Origin of the sequence: Micromonospora sp. CA-248260, assembly GCF_050942205.1 — a bacterium.
GTDB lineage: Bacteria > Actinomycetota > Actinomycetes > Mycobacteriales > Micromonosporaceae > Micromonospora > Micromonospora antibiotica.
In genome coordinates this window covers 5,015,998-5,032,115 of sequence record NZ_CP192021.1, presented here as the reverse complement: position 1 = coordinate 5,032,115, position 16,118 = coordinate 5,015,998, and the positions used below count along the sequence as shown (strand labels likewise).

Sequence of the window (16,118 nt, the reverse complement as noted above, 5' to 3'; positions counted from 1 at the left end):
TCCAGGGGTTGGTTCGGCGGGTCAGGTGTCGGTGCGCGGTGCCGGCACGGGCGGCGGTGGGGGACCGTCCGGCGTGGTGGACGGGGTCAGCGCGGCGGCGACGAGCAGACGGACACCGTAGACCACGACGAGGGTGAGCGCGCCGACGGCGGCGGCCGTGCCCACGGCGGTGCTGGCGACGTACCCGGCGGCGAAGCCCACCGCGCCGAGGAAGATCGCGAGGGACATCCCCCACGGGTCGGTCCACTGTCGACGCAGCCGCCGCCCGAAACCGTCCCGCCGGGTCGGCGGGGTGACCGGGGCCGGCCGGTCCGTCGTCGTCCGGGTGGGTGTGGGGGTGAGGGCCGGGGCGGGGGCGGTGGCCCGGGTCCCCGGGGGTGCCGTCGGTCCGGCCGGGGCGGGCCGGGTCGCCGCCGGTGGGGCGGTCGCCGGGTCGGTCGGTACCTGCGGAGTGTGGTGGGAGGTCGACGTGGTGGGCCACAGTGCCGCCGCCATCGCCGGCCCGCTCGGCCCGTGCGGTGCCGGGTGGCCGGTCGAGATGGTCGGCCCGGGTCCCGCCACCCCGGCGGTCGGCCACGGGTCCGCCGCCGCGCCGGTCGGCCAGGGGTCGGCCACCGCGCCGGTCGGCGCGGGCGGGGCGGCCGGCGGGGAGGACAGGGTACGGGGCAGTTGCTGGGTGGCCGCCGCGTCGGTGCCGGCCCGCAGCACGGTCTGCAACGGCACCTCGCGGGTGTCCCGCCCGAGCAGCCGCAGCAGCACCTCCTGGGCGGTCGGCCGGGCCCGGTGGTCCTTGTCCAGGCACTGGCCGATCAGGGTGGCCAGTGGGCCGGTGAGCCCGGTCAGGTCCGGGGGGTCGTGCAGGATCCGGTGCAGCACCGCCGCGACGGGGCCGGTGCCGAACGGTGGTTGTCCGCCCGCCGCGAAGGCGATGGTCCCCGCCCAGGCGAACACGTCGCTGGCCGGCCCGACCTCGTCGTCGCGGAACCGTTCCGGGGCCATGTAGGGGGCGGTGCCCATGACGCGGTTGGTCATCGTCTCGGTGACGTCCAACGCGCGGGCGATGCCGAAGTCGATCACCCGGGGGCCGTCCGCCCCGAGGATGACGTTGTCCGGCTTCAGGTCGCAGTGCACCACGTCGGACTGGTGGATCGCGGCGAGCGCGGTGGCGGTGCCCACGGCCAGCCGGTGCAGCGCGTTGCCGCTGATCGGGCCCTGTTCACGGACGTGCCGTTGCAGGGTGACGCCTTCGATGAACTCGCTGACGACGTAGGGCAGCTCACCGTCGACGTCGGCGAAGAGGATCTGCGCGGTGCAGAACGGCGCGACCCGGCGGGCGGCGGCGATCTCCTTGACGAACTGTGCCTTCGCCCGGGGATGCTGGTGCAGGTCCACGTTGATCACTTTGACCGCGACCCATCGGCCCTGCTCGTCGCGGCCCAGGTAGACCACGCCCTGGCCGCCTGCGCCGAGCCTCCCGACCAGTTCGTACGGCCCGGCCTGGCGGGGGTCGCGGGGGCTCAGCGGTGTCACGTCCGGCATCGCTGTCGCTGCCCCCATCGGCCGGTTTTCGGTGCGCTGGTGTGTGTCGTGGTGTGCCGGCGACCCTGCCGGCGACAGGGGTATGGTGCCACGTCCCCGCCACCGGGACATGACACCCTGCCCGTTCGGTGGAGGGTGACGACCCGGCCGGCCGGGTCGCCGACTAACCTTGCGGCCATGCGCCTCTCCGCTCGGGTCGACTATGCCCTCCGCGCGGCCGCCGAGCTCGCGGCGGTCGCCGATGGCGGGGACTCCGGACGGTCCCGTCCCGTCACCGCCGAGCAGATCGCCCGGGCGCAGGACATCCCACCGAAATTCCTGGAGAGCATCCTGCTCCAGTTGCGTCGGGGCAGCATCGTGCACGCCCAGCGGGGTCCCGAGGGCGGTTACTGGTTGGCCCGCCCGGCGGCCGAGATCTCGCTCGCCGAGGTGATCCGGGTCATCGACGGTCCGCTCGCCCACGTCCGGGGGCAGCGCCCCGAACAGCTCGGTTACCACGGTGCGGCGCAGGCGTTGCAGGAGGTCTGGATCGCGTTGCGGGCCAGCGAGCGGGCGATCCTGGAGCAGGTCACCATCGCCGACGTGGCGGCCGGGACACTTCCCGGCCGGATCACCGAGTTGGCTGCCGACCCCCGCGCCTGGAGCTGATCCGCCGCGCCCCGGGGCGTCCCACCCACCGATCAGGGGTTGACCGGGGAGCCGCCGTGCCGCATTCTCGACCAAGTCGATAGGAGATGCCGAAAAGTTCGGAGGGCTCGTGCGCAAGCTTCTGATCCTCGCTCTGGTCGGGTTGGCCGCACAGCTCGTCGACGGCGCGCTCGGCATGGCGTACGGGCTGACCTCGTCGACGCTGCTGCTCTTCGTCGGCGTCGCCCCGGCCGCCGCCTCGGCGTCGGTGCACCTCGCCGAGATCGGCACCACGCTCGCCGCCGGTGTCGCGCACTGGCGGTTCGGCAACGTCGACTGGCGGGTGGTCACCCGGATCGCCCTGCCCGGCGCGGTCGGCGCGTTCGTCGGGGCCACCTTCCTCAGCTCCATCTCCACCGAGAACGCCGCCCCGTGGATGGCCGGCATCCTGTTCACCCTCGGGGCGTACCTGCTGGTGCGTTTCTCCCGCCCGCTGCGCCAGCGCTCCGGTGCCGGGCGGCTGCGTGGCCGGTTCCTCGGCCCGCTGGGCCTGGTCGCCGGGTTCGTCGACGCCACCGGCGGCGGGGGATGGGGTCCGGTGGCCACTCCGGCGCTGCTGGTCTCCGGTCGGATGGAGCCCCGCAAGGTGATCGGGTCGGTGGACACCGCCGAGTTCGTGGTGGCCGGGGCGGCCAGCATCGGCTTCCTGATCGGCCTGGGCAGCGAGGGTTTCCTGCTGCCCACCGTCGCGGCGCTGCTGATCGGCGGCCTGATCGCCGCGCCGGTGGCCGCCTGGCTGGTGCGGATCGTCCCCGCCCAACTGCTGGGCGCCACCATCGGCGGGGTGATCGTGCTGACCAACGCCCGCATCCTGCTCAAGGCCGGTGACGCCGGGTCGACCGTGCGTCCGGTGGTCTACGTGCTGCTCGCCGTGGGTTGGGTGGTCGCCCTGACGTTCGCCGTCCGGGCGTTGCGCCGCACCCGTCGGGCCCGCGCCATCGTCGACGCCGCCACCGCCGAAACCCCCGCCGTCACCACCCCCGCCGACGCGCCCAGCCCCGCCGACGCCGTCGCCACGACGCCGTCGCCGGACACCGCGGCTTCCGCTGTCGCGGCCGGGGTCGTCGCCGGGGCCGCCCCGGCCGACGCCGACGACGACCGGCTCGCCGTCGTCGAGCGCTGAACCACCGACGGGGTACGCGGCCCGCCGTCGCGGCCACGGCGACCGTCGCGCACCGGTGTGACCCGTACGGGGCGGCGACGGTCACCCGGGAAGCGCGCCGCCCCGGGCGGCTCCACCCGTGGCGGTGTCCCCGGCCAGCAGGTCCGTGGCCGCAGCCGACAGCAGTGCCCAGGCCCGGTCCACGTGCTCCGGCCCGGTCAGCGGTGCGCCGACGGCCAGGCGCAGGGTGTACCGGCCGTTGACCCGGGTGTGCGTCAGGTGCACCTGACCGTCGTCGTTGACCCGGGCCAGCAGGGCCGCGCTGGCCTCGTCGCCGGCCCGTAGCCGGAATGTCACCAGGGAGAACGGGTGCGGGGCGGCGATGGCGAACCGGTCGTCGGCGCGGACCCGGGCGGCGAACCGGTCGGCCAGGGCGATCCCGGAGCGCAGGTGCGCGCGCAGCCCCTCGACGCCGTACCAGCGCAGGACGAACCAGAGCTTGAGCGCCCGGAAGCGGCGGCCCAGCGGGACCTGCCAGTCCCGGTAGTCGATCACCGCACCGGATTCGCTTGCGGCGTTGCGCAGGAACTCCGGCATGACGGTCAGCGCCTCGATCAGCTCGCCCCGGTCGGCCACCCAGAAGGCGTCGCAGTCGAAGCCGGTGAGCAGCCACTTGTGCGGGTCGAAGCAGTACGAGTCGGCGTGCTCCACCCCGGCGTGCGACCAGCGCAGCTCGGGGCAGACCGCCGCCGCGCCAGCGTACGCGGCGTCGACGTGCAGCCAGATGCCGTGTTCGGCGCAGATCGCGCCGATCTCCGGCAGCGGGTCGACGGCGGTGGTGGAGGTGGTTCCGATGGTCGCCACCACGATGGCCGGCACCTCGCCGGCGGCCAGGTCCGCCTCGATCGCCGCCCGCAGGGCCGCCGGGCGCATCGCCTGGGTCTGCGGGTCCACCGCGATGGTGCGGACGCCCTGCCCGCCGAGGCCGGCGATGCGGGCCGCCTTCTCGATCGAGGAGTGCCCGTGTGTCGAGGTGTACGCCCGGTACCGGCGGTCGACGCCCACCTCCCGCCAGCGGCCCCCGCTGGCCCGGTGCAGGGCGGCCAGGGTGGCGACCAGGGTCGCCGAGGAGGCGGAGTCCTGGATGACGCCGCCGCCGGTGCCGGTGGAGCGGAACCGCGCGGGCAGGTCCATCAGTTCGACCAGCCAGTCCAGCACCACCGTCTCCAGTTCGGTGCCGGCCGGGTTGGTGGCCCAGAGCATGCCCTGGCTGCCGAGGCCCGAGCTGACCAGGTCGGCGAGCACGCTGGGGCCGCTGGTGTTCGCCGGGAAGTAGCCGAAGAAGCCGGGGTGCTGCCAGTGGGTGACCCGGGGCACGATGATGTCGTCCAGGTCGGCCAGCATCGCCGCGACCGGTTCGCCGTGCGTGGGCGGGGTGGCCGGCAGGGCGGCGGTGACCGTGCCGGGCGGGTCCCGGGGGACCACCGGGCGCTGGTCCAGCGTCCGCCAGTAGTCGGCGACCCAGTCGACCACCGCGTACCCGGCGCGACGGAACTCCTCGGGGTCCATGTGCTCAGCCATGGGCCGAGTCGATCAGGTGGGCCGGTCGGGGGCAAGGGCGGGTACGGGTTGTGCGGGCGGAAAGCGTTGTCCTACGATCCGACTGCGCGGAGTCGAACCATGGACGTCGATGCAAGGCGTCCCGTCACCACCGTCAGCACGGCGCTTCATCCCGCCGGCCCGGGCAGGCCGGCGTCGGCACCGTGCGCTGACCTCCGCGAAAGGCGTTTCCGTGCACCTGAGCCCACCCCGTCGTCGCGCCGCGTTGCTCGCCGCCGCCGCGGCCACCACGCTCGCCGCCGGCACCCTCACCGCCGTGACGGCTTCGGCCGCCGCCGCCGGTTGCCGGGTCGATTACAAGATCAGTAGCCAGTGGGGCGGCGGCTTCGGCGCCGACGTCCTGGTCACCAACCTCGGTGACCCGATCAACGGCTGGACGTTGACCTGGTCCTACACGGCCGGTCAGCAGGTGGCCCAGGCGTGGAACGCCACGGTCACCCAGTCCGGGGCGCAGGTCAGCGCCAAGGACGCCGGCTACAACGCCGCCCTGGGCACCAACGGCACCGCGAGTTTCGGCTTCAACGCGTCGTGGAACAACGCCAGCAACCCGACGCCGGACAGCTTCGTGCTCAACGGCACGACCTGCACCGGTGGCACCGCGCCGACCACCGCGCCCCCGACGACCGCACCGCCGACCACGCCCCCACCCACCACGCCGCCGCCGACCACCCCACCCCCGACGACACCGCCGCCGACCACGCCCCCGCCGACCGATCCGCCGGCCGGGGCCAAGCAGTTGGAGGATCTCGACCGGGGGCTGATCAGCGTCCGCTCCGGCAGCGGGAACCTGGTCTCCTGGCGGCTGCTGGGCACCGAGACCTCCGGGGTGTCGTTCAACCTCTACCGGGGCTCCACCAGGGTCAACGCCTCGCCGATCACCGGGGCCACCAACTACCTGGACAGCGGGGCGGCGGCCGGCTCGGCGTACACCGTGCGGGCGGTGGTGAACGGGGCCGAGCAGGCGGCGTCCGCGTCCGCGCTCCAGTTCGCCAACGGCTACCTGGACGTGCCGATCCAGCCGCCGGCCGGGGGCACCACCCCGAGCGGGGAGGCGTACAGCTACTCGGCCAACGACGCCAGCGTCGGTGACCTCGACGGCGACGGCGACTACGAGATCGTGCTCAAGTGGGACCCGTCCAACGCCAAGGACAACAGCCAGTCCGGCTACACCGGCAACGTCTACGTCGACGCGTACACCCTGACCGGCAGTCGGTTGTGGCGCATCGACCTGGGCCGCAACATCCGGGCGGGCGCCCACTACACCCAGTTCCAGGTGTACGACTACGACGGCGACGGCAGGGCCGAGGTGGCCATGAAGACCGCCGACGGCACCCGCTCGGGCACCGGTCAGCTGATCGGTTCGTCGTCGGCGGACTACCGCAACTCCAGCGGCTACGTGCTGTCCGGCCCGGAGTACCTGACCATGTTCAACGGGCAGACCGGTGCCATCGCCTCCACCGTCAACTACGACCCGCCGCGCGGCACCGTCTCGTCCTGGGGCGACTCGTACGGCAACCGGGTCGACCGGTTCCTCGCCGGCACCGCCTACCTGGACGGGCAGCGGCCGTCGCTGATCATGGCGCGCGGCTACTACACCCGCGCGGTGATCGCCGCCTGGGACTTCCGTAACGGCACCCTGACCAAGCGGTGGACGTTCGACTCCAACGCCTCCGGCAACTCGGCCGCCGCCGGCCAGGGCAACCACCAGCTCTCGGTGGCCGACGTGGACGCCGACGGCCGCCAGGAGATCGTGTACGGCGCGGCCACCATCGACGACAACGGCCGGCTGCTCTATTCCACCGGCAACGGCCACGGCGACGCCCTGCACGTCGGTGACCTGGACCCGGGCCGGGCCGGCCTGGAGATCTTCAAGGTCGACGAGGACGCCAGCAAGCCCAGCTCCTGGTTCGCCGACGCGCGGACCGGTCAGATCATCTGGAGGACCGCGGCCAACGGCGACAACGGTCGGGGCGTCTCGGCCGACATCTGGGCCGGCAGCCCCGGTGCCGAGTCGTGGTCGGCGGCGGTCGACGGGCTGGCCAACACCAGGGGGCAGAACATCGGCCGCAAGCCGTCGTCGATGAACTTCCTCGCCTGGTGGGACGGCGACCCGGTGCGTGAACTCCTCGACGGCACCAAGATCGACAAGTACGGCACGGGTGGCGAGACCCGGCTGCTCACCGGCAGCGACGTGGCCTCCAACAACAGCACCAAGTCCACCCCGGCGCTCTCCGGCGACATCCTGGGCGACTGGCGCGAGGAGGTGATCTGGCGCACCGGCGACAGCCGGGCGCTGCGGATCTACAGCACGCCCACGCCGACCAGCACCCGGATCTACACGCTGATGCACGACCCGCAGTACCGCGCGGCGATCGCCTGGCAGAACACCGCCTACAACCAGCCGCCGCACCCGGGCTTCTTCATCGGTGACGGCATGTCCACCCCGCCCACGCCCAACATCTACCTGCGTTGACGGTGCGGGCCCGGCGCTGGCCGGGCCCCACAAAGCAGGCACCGGGTCGCCAGCCGCGGAATCCGCTCAGCTGGCGACCCGGTGCACCACACCGCAGCACCCCCGACCCGTCCCGACCGGGAGTGCCGTACCACCACCGGTAATAAAGTTAGAGGTCGTCCGCAACGGTGGGGTGACGTCGCTATGAAGAGCGTGTTTCAGACGCTGCGGGACAGCCCGCCGACCACCTTCTCGGCCACCAGCTCGAACGAGCGCACCCGGTCGGCCACGTCGTACACCATGGTGGTGAGCATCAGCTCGTTCGCGCCGGTGCGGGCCAGCAGCTCGGTGAGCTGCCGGCGGACCGTCTCCGGTGAGCCCATCGCCTGACCGTCGCGGCGCTGCCGGACGAACTCCCGCTCGATCTCGGTGTACGGATACCGGGCGGCGTCGTCGGGGCTGGCCAGCGGCTCCGGCCGCCCTGAGCGCAGCTTGAGGAACGACAGCCCGGCGGGGCCGGACAACCACTCGGCCCGCTCGTCGGTGTCGGCGCAGACCACGTTCACCGCCACCATCGCGTACGGCTCGGTCAGCCAGCGCGACGGCCGGAAACTCTGCCGGTAGAGCTGGAGCGCGGGCAGGGTGTGCTGGGAGCTGAAGTGGTGGGCGAACGAGAACGGCAACCCGAGCAGCCCGGCGAGCTGCGCGCTGAACCCGCTGGAGCCGAGCAGCCAGACGGCGGGGGACTGGCCCAGCCCCGGGCTGGCGGTGATCGCGCCCGGGTCGTCGCCGCTGAAGTAGTTCATCAGGTCGGCCAGCTCCCGGGGGAAGCCCTCCGCCGACAGCCCCTCCATGGTCCGGCGCAGGGCCAGCGCGGTCCGCTGGTCGGTGCCGGGGGCCCGGCCGATGCCCAGGTCGATCCGGCCCGGGTGCAGCGCCTCCAGGGTGCCGAACTGTTCGGCGACCACCAGCGGCGCGTGGTTGGGCAGCATCACCCCGCCCGAGCCCAGCCGGATCGTGGTGGTGTGCGCCGCCAGGTGGGCGAGCAGCACCGCCGGTGCGGAGCTGGCGATCGCCGGCATGTTGTGGTGCTCGGCCACCCAGAACCGGCGGTAGCCCAGTTCCTCGGTCCGGCGGGCCAGCTCGGTGGTGTGCGCGAGGGCCTCGGAGGCGGTGGCCCCGGCGGCGACCGGAGCAAGATCAAGAACAGACATCGGTACGTCGATCACGACTTTCCCCAACCCGCCCCACGCCGGATATGTTCCCTGGCCGGCGCGGTCCCCCGCCCGGTCCAGGGGAGGACGGGCAGGTCGACGAGGTCGTGGGGGTCGGCATCGCGACACCGCTGTCGTCGCGGGATCATGAGCCGGGGCACCCCGGTCGACGCGGGGCCCGGGGCCTGCTCGGAGCAGGCACCCGGGTCACTGTGCGTACGTGCAGGTGGTGCCGGGAGCGGGATTCGAACCCGCAAGCCCTTTCGGGCAGAAGTGTTTGAGACTTCCGTGTATGCCGTTCCACCATCCCGGCGGGTGCTGACAACTGTACCCGACTAGGCTCTTGCGGGAGTATGGGCGGTAGCTGTGCCGAGATCGATGGTGGGGGTAGGGCTGGTGGCCGAGACGCAGACGGATGCCGAGCGCAGGCGGGTGTTGATCGCCGAGGACGAGGCGCTCATCCGACTGGACCTGGCCGAGATGCTGGTCGAGGAAGGTTACGAGGTCGTCGGTGAGGCCGGGGACGGCGAGACCGCCGTCCGGTTGGCCGAGGAACTCAAGCCCGATCTGGTCATCCTCGACATCAAGATGCCGATCATGGACGGGCTGGCGGCCGCCGAGCGGATCGCCGGCGCCCGGATCGCCCCGGTGATCATCCTGACCGCGTTCAGCCAGCGTGACCTGGTGGAACGGGCGCGCGCCGCCGGGGCGATGGCCTATCTGGTCAAGCCGTTCCAAAAGAGCGACCTGGTGCCGGCGGTGGAGATCGCCCTCTCCCGCTACTCCGAGATCGCCGCCCTGGAGTCGGAGGTGGCCGGGCTCACCGACCGGCTGGAGATCCGCAAGACGGTCGAGCGCGCCAAGGGTGCGCTGATGACGACGTACGGGATGACCGAGCCGCAGGCGTTCAAGTGGATCCAGCGCACCGCGATGGACCACCGGATGACCATGAAGGAGGTCGCCGAGCGGATCCTCGCCGAGACCGCCGGCGGCGAGATCGCCGAGCAGCCCACCGGCTAGCCGGCCGGGGCGGGGCGTCCGCCGGTTCCGGAGACCACCGTCGGTGGCTAGCATCGATGGATGGCCTCTCGGTGGAGCTTCGCGGTGCTGGTTGTGCTCGCCGCGTCGCTGGTCGCCTGTGATCCGGCGCCCACATCGACCGGTGAGCAGCCGCCGGTCCGACCGGCGTGGCAGCCGCTGACCCTGCCGCCACCACCGGGTCCGCCCGGCCGGGTGCTGCTACGCGACGCGACGGCCTGCGCGGGCCGGTGGTACGCGGTCGGCGGCGTCGCGGATGCCGACGGCGGCACCCGACCGGCCGCCTGGACCAGCCTGGACGGTACGACCTGGGCGGTGGTGCCGATCGTCGCCGAGTCCTTCTACGGCAGGCAGAACGTGCTCTCCGCAGCCGGCTGCCGCGACGGCGCGTTGGCGGCCGTCGGTGCCAAGACCGGTGGTGCCCACGGCAACCCCCGGGTGAGCACCTGGCGGCAGGGCCCGGACGGCGCACTGGTCGAGGTGTCGGCGTCGTTCGAGACCTACGGCGGGCCCAAGGCGGTGAACGTGTCCCGCCTGGTGGGCGGCCCGCCGGGCTGGTTGATCGTCGGCAACCGCTCCAGCGGCGCGGCGGCGTGGGTGTCCCCGGACGCGGCGGACTTCGCCCTGGTGGAGGGGGCGCCGGAACTGGCCAGTGACGGAGGCGGGATCACCTGGGCCTTCGACGCCACCGCGGTGCCCGGCGGGTGGCTGGCGGTCGGCGGGGTGCTGCCGGGTGGTCGCATCGACCGTGACCCGGTCGCCTGGTCGTCGGCGGACGGCCGCAGTTGGCGGCGGACGACGCTGCCCGGGACGGACCGCTACGAGGAACTACAGCGGGTGGTCCTGACCGGCGACGCGGTGGTGGCGGTCGGGTTGCGGGGTACGGCGTTCGGCGCGTGGCGTCGCGACGACGACCGCTGGGTGGCCGTCGGCGGGTTCGCCGGTGCCGTGCCGTCGCGGGTCCCGTCGGTGGACGCCCTGGTGGCGGCGGACGGCCGGCTGGTGGCGGCGATCTCGGACGGGATATCGCGTGCGGTCTGGACGTCGGTCGACCGGGGCGGTTCCTGGCGGCGGATGGAGCTGCCCGGGCCGGTGCCGGCGGGTGTGGACGGGGACGTCGCGGTGGTGGCGGTGGGGCGGCGACTGTGGATCTTGGTCGACGACGGTGTCCGCCCGGCGGTGTGGACGGCGGAAGTGCCCGCGGACGGCGGGGTCGAGCGACGTGGTGAGGGGCCGAGGTAGGGCTCCAAGGACCAGTCAGGGGCCGACCTGTTACGGGCTCCTGGCCGATCACGCACGTCTTCGTAACGGTTTCGCAGACCACGGGCCAAGGTCTTCCCCGGTCGTATGAGTGTCGGTACGCTCCGCCATCACGAGCCGTAACGCAGGGGGCGTTCCTGCTGGGTGGGTGGTGGTGCGGGCTGTACGGTCGCCGCCCTCCCAGGATGGTCGCCTTCTGCTTTTGGAGGAGGTCAGGAAGCCGTGAGGCGTAGCTATGTACGGGCACTGGGGGCCGCCGCGCTTGCCGTGGCGATGGTCGGTGCCGCAGGTTGCCAGGACACGGGCGGCGGCGAGACCACCGCGTCCGGCGACTGTGGTGGCAAGATCGCTATCTTCGGCGCATTCACCGGTGACAACGCGGGCCTCGTCCTGCCGTCGCTGAACGGTGCGAAGCTCGCCGTTAAGCAGTTCAACGAGAAGAACTCGAACTGCAAGGTCACCTTGCAGGAGTTCGACACCCAGGGCGACCCGGCGGTGGCGACCCCGTTCGCGAACCAGATCGCCGGCGACAACTCGTTCCTCGGTGTGATCGGCGGCCACTTCTCCGGCGAGTCCGACGCCACCATGCCGATCTACCAGGCGGCCGGCCTGGCCATGGTCAGCCCTTCGGCGACCCGGGCCGACCTGACCCAGAAGGGCAACAAGTCCTTCTTCCGGGTGGTCGGCAACGACGGCACCCAGGCGGGGGCCGTGGCCACCTACCTGAAGTCGCAGAACGCGGCGAAGGTCTTCACCATCGACGACGGCAGCGCGTACGGCGCGGGCATCACCGCCGAGCTGGCCAAGAACATCGGCTCGACGCTGGCCGGCACCGACAAGATCCAGGAGAAGCAGGCGCAGTTCGACGCCACCATCTCCAAGATCAAGTCGGCGCAGGCGGACTTCGTCTTCTACGGCGGGTACACCCGCGAGGCGGCTCCGCTGGTCAAGCAGATGCGTGCGGCCGGCATCCAGGCCAAGTTCGTGGGCCCGGACGGCCTCTACGACCCGGCGTTCCCGAAGGGTGCCTCGGGCGGCGCCGAGGGCGCCATCATCACCTGCCCCTGCCTGCCGGCCGACAAGGCGGGCGGCACCTTCTCCGCCGACTACCAGAAGGAGTTCGGCCAGGCGCCCGGCTCCTACGGTGCCGAGGGCTTCGACGGTGCCCAGATCTACCTGGACGCCTTCAAGGACGGCAAGAAGACCCGGGCCGACATCCTGGCCTACGTGAAGGCGTACGACAAGCAGGGCGTCTCGAAGTACATCAAGTTCGACGACAAGGGTGACGTCGACCCGTCGAAGGTCGTCATCTGGGCCTACCAGATCAAGGGCGAGGAAATCAGCGCCCTGCAGGAGCTCAAGCTCAGCTGACGACACAGCAGGGGGTGCGGCCGGGTGCTGTTCCCGGCCGCACTCGATGCAAGGAGACCCCGTGCATTTCGATGAACTGATCGGACACCTCGGCCAGCACACCGTGGACGGCCTGTCCAAGGGTGCCATCTACGCCCTGATCGCTCTTGGCTACACCCTCGTCTATGGCGTCCTGCGCCTGATCAACTTCGCCCACTCCGAGGTTTTCATGGTCGGCACCTTCGCGGTGCTGGGCCTGTGGACCGCGTTCGGGGTAAAGAACAACCCGCCGATCGGCCAGGCGGTGCTCTTCTTGGTGCTCGGCCTCATCGCCGCAGCGATCGCGTCCGGTGGTACCGCCCTGGCGATCGAACGGATCGCCTACCGCCCCCTGCGCCGTAAGAACGCGCCACCGCTGATCTTCCTGATCACCGCGATCGGAATCTCCCTGGTGCTGGTCGAGGTCTTCGGCCTGCTCCTGCCGGACGTGGCGGGTGGCGCGTTGCCGACCCTGTTCGGTCGGGCCCGGCAGATCGTCGGTATGCCGACGATCATCCAGCAGGAGACGCTGCTCCAGATCGGCAACACCGCGATCACCAACATCCAGTTGATCGTCTTCGTGTCGGCCGTGGTGATGATGGCCCTCCTGGACTGGTTCATCAACCGCACCCGGTACGGCCGGGGCGTGCGCGCGGTGGCGCAGAACCCGGAGACCGCCGCGCTGATGGGCGTCAACCAGGAGCGTGTGATCATGTTGATCTTCATGCTCGGTGGCATCATGGCCGGTGCGGCGGCACTGCTGTGGAGCATGCGGTTCGGCTTCACCCAGAACAGCATCGGCTTCGTACTCGGTCTCAAGGCCTTCACGGCCGCGGTGCTCGGCGGCATCGGCAACCTGCGGGGCGCCCTGGTGGGTGGCCTGTTCCTCGGCATCGTCGAGGTCTACGGCGCGACGCTCTTCGCCTCCAACTGGGAGGACGTCATCGCCTTCGTGGTGCTGATCGTCGTGCTGATGTTCCGCCCGACCGGCCTGTTGGGCGAGTCGCTCGGGAGGGCCCGCGCATGATCGACAAGATTCGCTCCGCAGACCGACGACGGGTCAGCGTGCTGACTTCCGTCGGCGACCGGTTCCGGGCGCTGCCGAAGTGGCAGCAGGCTGCGGCGATCGTGGCTCTGGTGGCCTTCCTGTACTACCTGCCGTTGCTCGGCATCCCCGGCCTGACCTGGCTGCGGACCGACTCCATCGCGGGCGGCAACAACTGGGCCGGCGTGCTGTTCGTCTGCGCCATCTATGTCCTGGTCGCCATCGGCCTGAACGTGGTGGTCGGCCTGGCCGGCCTGCTCGACCTGGGCTACATCGGGTTCTTCGCCATCGGCGCCTACAGCGTCGCGCTCTTCGGCTCGGTCAACTCGCCGGTGGTCAAGTGGATCCAGCAGGAGTTCGACCTGCCGCCGACGTGGGCGGTGACCTGGGCGGTCTGCCTGCTTCTCGCCATCGTGCTCACGCTGATCTCCGGCGTGCTGCTCGGCTGGCCGACGCTGCGCCTGCGCGGTGACTACCTGGCCATCGTGACGCTGGGCTTCGGCGAGATCATCCGGATCGTGGCACGCAACGCCACCGGTCTGACCAACGGCCCGCAGGGCATCTCGGCCATCCCGGGCCCGGAGGGCCCGCCGTCGGGGGACAACAAGGTCTTCGGCCTGATCGACGCGAAGCCCTGGTACTGGCTGGCGATCACGATGGTGCTGCTGATGGTCTTCCTGGTCCGCCGGCTGGAGCACAGCCGGGTGGGCAGGGCCTGGCTGGCGGTGCGTGAGGACGAGGACGCCGCTGCGGTGATGGGGGTCTACCCGTTCAAGGCCAAGCTCTGGGCCTTCGCCATCGGCGCGGCGCTGGGCGGACTGTCCGGGTTCCTCTTCGGCAGCCGGAACGCGTTCATCGACCCGACCCAGTTCAACGCGAACCTCTCCATCCTCTTCGTCGCCATGGTCGTCGTCGGTGGATCGGGGAACATGATCGGTGTCTCGCTCGGCGCGGTGTTGCTGGCCTACCTACCGGAGCGGTTCCGGGAGGTCGCCGACTACCGGTGGCTGGCCTTCGGCCTCGCCATGGTGCTGGTGATGATCCTGCGTCCGCAGGGCCTCATCCCGAGCCGACGGCGGGCCCGTGAGTTGAAGGATCGCGCGGCGGCTGCAGAGGAGGCGCCCGCTCATGTCTGACCAGATGACCACCACGACGCCGAAGATTCCGGCCCAGCCGGGCCCGAAGCCGGTGCTGCTCGAGGTCGACGAGGTCACGCTCCGCTTCGGTGGAGTGGTGGCCCTCGACAAGATCAATTTCAAGATCTACGAGGGCGAGATCCTCGGGCTCATCGGTCCGAACGGCGCGGGCAAGACCACCAGTTTCAACGTGATGACCGGCGTCTACCGGCCCACCTCCGGGGCCGTCCGGTTCCGGGGTGAGAAGGTGACCGGCCGCAAGCCGCACCAGATCAGCCGGATGGGCATCTCCCGCACGTTCCAGAACATCCGGCTCTTCCCGGAGATGACGGCGCTGGAGAACGTCATGGTCGGGACGGACTCCCGGCACAAGACCAGCGTGCCGGGTGCGCTGTTCCGGCTGTACCGGGTCAAGCCGAAGCCGGAGGAGCTGCCGCAGGTGACCGCCACGTCCGGCATCGTACGGACCTGGCAGGAGATCCGTCGGACCTGCGCCAAGGTGTTCGGGTTGTCCCGGCACATCCTCGAGGAGCGGGCCGCCGAGGCGAAGTCGCTGGAGCTGCTGCGCTTCGTCGGCATCGCCGACCGGGCCAACGACGAGGCGCGCAACCTGCCGTACGGTTACCAGCGCCGGCTGGAGATCGCCCGGGCCCTCGCGACCGAGCCGAAGCTGATCTGTCTGGACGAGCCGGCTGCCGGCTTCAACCCGGCGGAGAAGGAGGAACTGCTCTCCCTGATCCGCAGGATCCGTGACATGGGGCTGACCGTGCTGCTGATCGAGCACGACATGCGCCTGGTCATGGGGGTCACCGACCGGATCGTGGTGCTGGAGTTCGGCCGGAAGATCGCCGAGGGTGCGCCGGCCGAAGTCAGTCGAGACCCGCGGGTGATCGCCGCGTACCTGGGGGAGCCCGCCGATGGCGCTGCTTGAGCTGGACAACGTAAGCGTGTCGTACGGCCGCATCGAGGCGCTGCACGGCATCAGCCTGACCGTCAACGAGGGCGAGGTGGTGGCACTGATCGGCGCGAACGGCGCCGGCAAGACCACCACCATGCGGGCCATCTCCGGCATCCGGACCCTGTCCCAGGGGCGGATCTCCTTCAACGGCGAGGACATCAGCAGGCTCCGGGCCGACCTGCGGGTGGTCCGGGGGCTGTGCCAGTCGCCCGAGGGCCGGCAGATCTTCCCCGGCATGACGGTGCTGGAGAACCTGGACATGGGGGCGTACACCCGGCGGGACTCCGCCGGTATCGCCGCCGACCTGGACCGGGTGATGACCCTCTTTCCCCGGCTGGCCGAGCGGCGCAAGCAGGCCGGCGGCACGCTCTCCGGCGGTGAGCAGCAGATGCTGGCCGTCGGTCGGGCGCTGATGAGCCGGCCGAAGCTGCTCCTGCTCGACGAGCCGTCGATGGGGCTGGCGCCGATGGTCATCCGACAGATCTTCGACATCATCACGGAGATCAACCAGCAGCAGGGCATCACCATCCTGTTGGTGGAGCAGAACGCCCAGCAGGCGCTCTCCCGGGCCCACCGGGGTTACGTGCTGGAGACCGGCCGGATCGTCAAGGAGGGGTCCGGTCAGGACCTGCTCACCGACCCGGCGGTCAAGGAGGCGTACCTCGGCGTGTCCTGACC

13 protein-coding genes and 1 tRNA gene are annotated in these 16,118 nt (G+C 71.4%); 10 read left to right on the top strand and 4 right to left on the bottom strand.

Going from position 1 to position 16,118, the window contains the following annotated elements; translation table 11 throughout:
- Positions 1 to 21: 21 nt before the first annotated feature.
- A complete protein-coding gene (locus ACQP2H_RS21460; RefSeq protein ID WP_433228616.1) occupies positions 22 to 1,539 on the bottom strand; it encodes a serine/threonine protein kinase in 1,518 nt (505 codons plus the stop codon).
- A 177-nt stretch (positions 1,540 to 1,716) separates the two neighbouring features.
- On the opposite strand from ACQP2H_RS21460, the gene ACQP2H_RS21455 reads away from it, so the two are divergent.
- Positions 1,717 to 2,187, top strand: a complete 471-nt coding sequence (locus ACQP2H_RS21455) for an RrF2 family transcriptional regulator (RefSeq protein ID WP_219463812.1) — start codon at positions 1,717 to 1,719, stop codon at positions 2,185 to 2,187.
- Between the two features lie 109 nt (positions 2,188 to 2,296).
- Positions 2,297 to 3,349, top strand: a complete 1,053-nt coding sequence (locus tag ACQP2H_RS21450; RefSeq protein WP_357536906.1) for a sulfite exporter TauE/SafE family protein — start codon at positions 2,297 to 2,299, stop codon at positions 3,347 to 3,349.
- 81 nt (positions 3,350 to 3,430) lie between these two features.
- Here the strand turns inward: ACQP2H_RS21450 and ACQP2H_RS21445 are convergent, their stop codons facing one another.
- Positions 3,431 to 4,909 (bottom strand): pyridoxal-dependent decarboxylase, encoded by a 1,479-nt coding sequence (locus tag ACQP2H_RS21445; RefSeq protein WP_363818408.1) that lies wholly within the window; start codon positions 4,907 to 4,909, stop codon positions 3,431 to 3,433.
- 211 nt (positions 4,910 to 5,120) lie between these two features.
- On the opposite strand from ACQP2H_RS21445, the gene ACQP2H_RS21440 reads away from it, so the two are divergent.
- Entirely contained in the window at positions 5,121 to 7,421 is a 2,301-nt protein-coding gene (locus tag ACQP2H_RS21440; protein WP_357536902.1) for a cellulose binding domain-containing protein, read from the top strand.
- Positions 7,422 to 7,618: 197 nt separating this feature from the next.
- On the opposite strand, the gene ACQP2H_RS21435 is transcribed toward ACQP2H_RS21440, so the two are convergent.
- Positions 7,619 to 8,614 (bottom strand): LLM class flavin-dependent oxidoreductase, encoded by a 996-nt coding sequence (locus tag ACQP2H_RS21435; protein WP_433228613.1) that lies wholly within the window; start codon positions 8,612 to 8,614, stop codon positions 7,619 to 7,621.
- A gap of 227 nt (positions 8,615 to 8,841) precedes the next feature.
- Positions 8,842 to 8,927, bottom strand: a tRNA-Leu gene (locus tag ACQP2H_RS21430).
- A gap of 83 nt (positions 8,928 to 9,010) precedes the next feature.
- Between ACQP2H_RS21430 and ACQP2H_RS21425 the strand changes: the two genes are divergently transcribed.
- The 7 genes from ACQP2H_RS21425 (at position 9,011) to ACQP2H_RS21395 (ending at position 16,116) form a co-directional block, all read left to right on the top strand.
- Complete coding sequence (locus ACQP2H_RS21425) at positions 9,011 to 9,634, top strand: ANTAR domain-containing response regulator (RefSeq protein ID WP_208569243.1); 624 nt, start codon at positions 9,011 to 9,013, stop codon at positions 9,632 to 9,634.
- Positions 9,635 to 9,694: 60 nt separating this feature from the next.
- Positions 9,695 to 10,894, top strand: a complete 1,200-nt coding sequence (locus ACQP2H_RS21420; RefSeq protein ID WP_357536898.1) for a hypothetical protein — start codon at positions 9,695 to 9,697, stop codon at positions 10,892 to 10,894.
- 240 nt (positions 10,895 to 11,134) lie between these two features.
- Complete coding sequence (locus ACQP2H_RS21415) at positions 11,135 to 12,283, top strand: branched-chain amino acid ABC transporter substrate-binding protein (protein WP_219463806.1); 1,149 nt, start codon at positions 11,135 to 11,137, stop codon at positions 12,281 to 12,283.
- A gap of 61 nt (positions 12,284 to 12,344) precedes the next feature.
- Entirely contained in the window at positions 12,345 to 13,328 is a 984-nt protein-coding gene (locus tag ACQP2H_RS21410) for a branched-chain amino acid ABC transporter permease (RefSeq protein WP_208569240.1), read from the top strand.
- The gene (locus ACQP2H_RS21405; protein ID WP_219463798.1) at positions 13,325 to 14,482 is read left to right on the top strand and encodes a branched-chain amino acid ABC transporter permease; all 1,158 of its coding nucleotides are present in this window, start codon (positions 13,325 to 13,327) and stop codon (positions 14,480 to 14,482) included. The genes ACQP2H_RS21410 and ACQP2H_RS21405 overlap by 4 nt, the downstream gene beginning before the upstream one ends.
- The gene (locus ACQP2H_RS21400; protein WP_219463796.1) at positions 14,475 to 15,413 is read left to right on the top strand and encodes an ABC transporter ATP-binding protein; all 939 of its coding nucleotides are present in this window, start codon (positions 14,475 to 14,477) and stop codon (positions 15,411 to 15,413) included. The genes ACQP2H_RS21405 and ACQP2H_RS21400 overlap by 8 nt, the downstream gene beginning before the upstream one ends.
- A complete protein-coding gene (locus ACQP2H_RS21395) occupies positions 15,400 to 16,116 on the top strand; it encodes an ABC transporter ATP-binding protein (RefSeq protein WP_219463794.1) in 717 nt (238 codons plus the stop codon). The genes ACQP2H_RS21400 and ACQP2H_RS21395 overlap by 14 nt, the downstream gene beginning before the upstream one ends.
- The last annotated feature ends 2 nt before the right edge of the window (positions 16,117 to 16,118 follow it).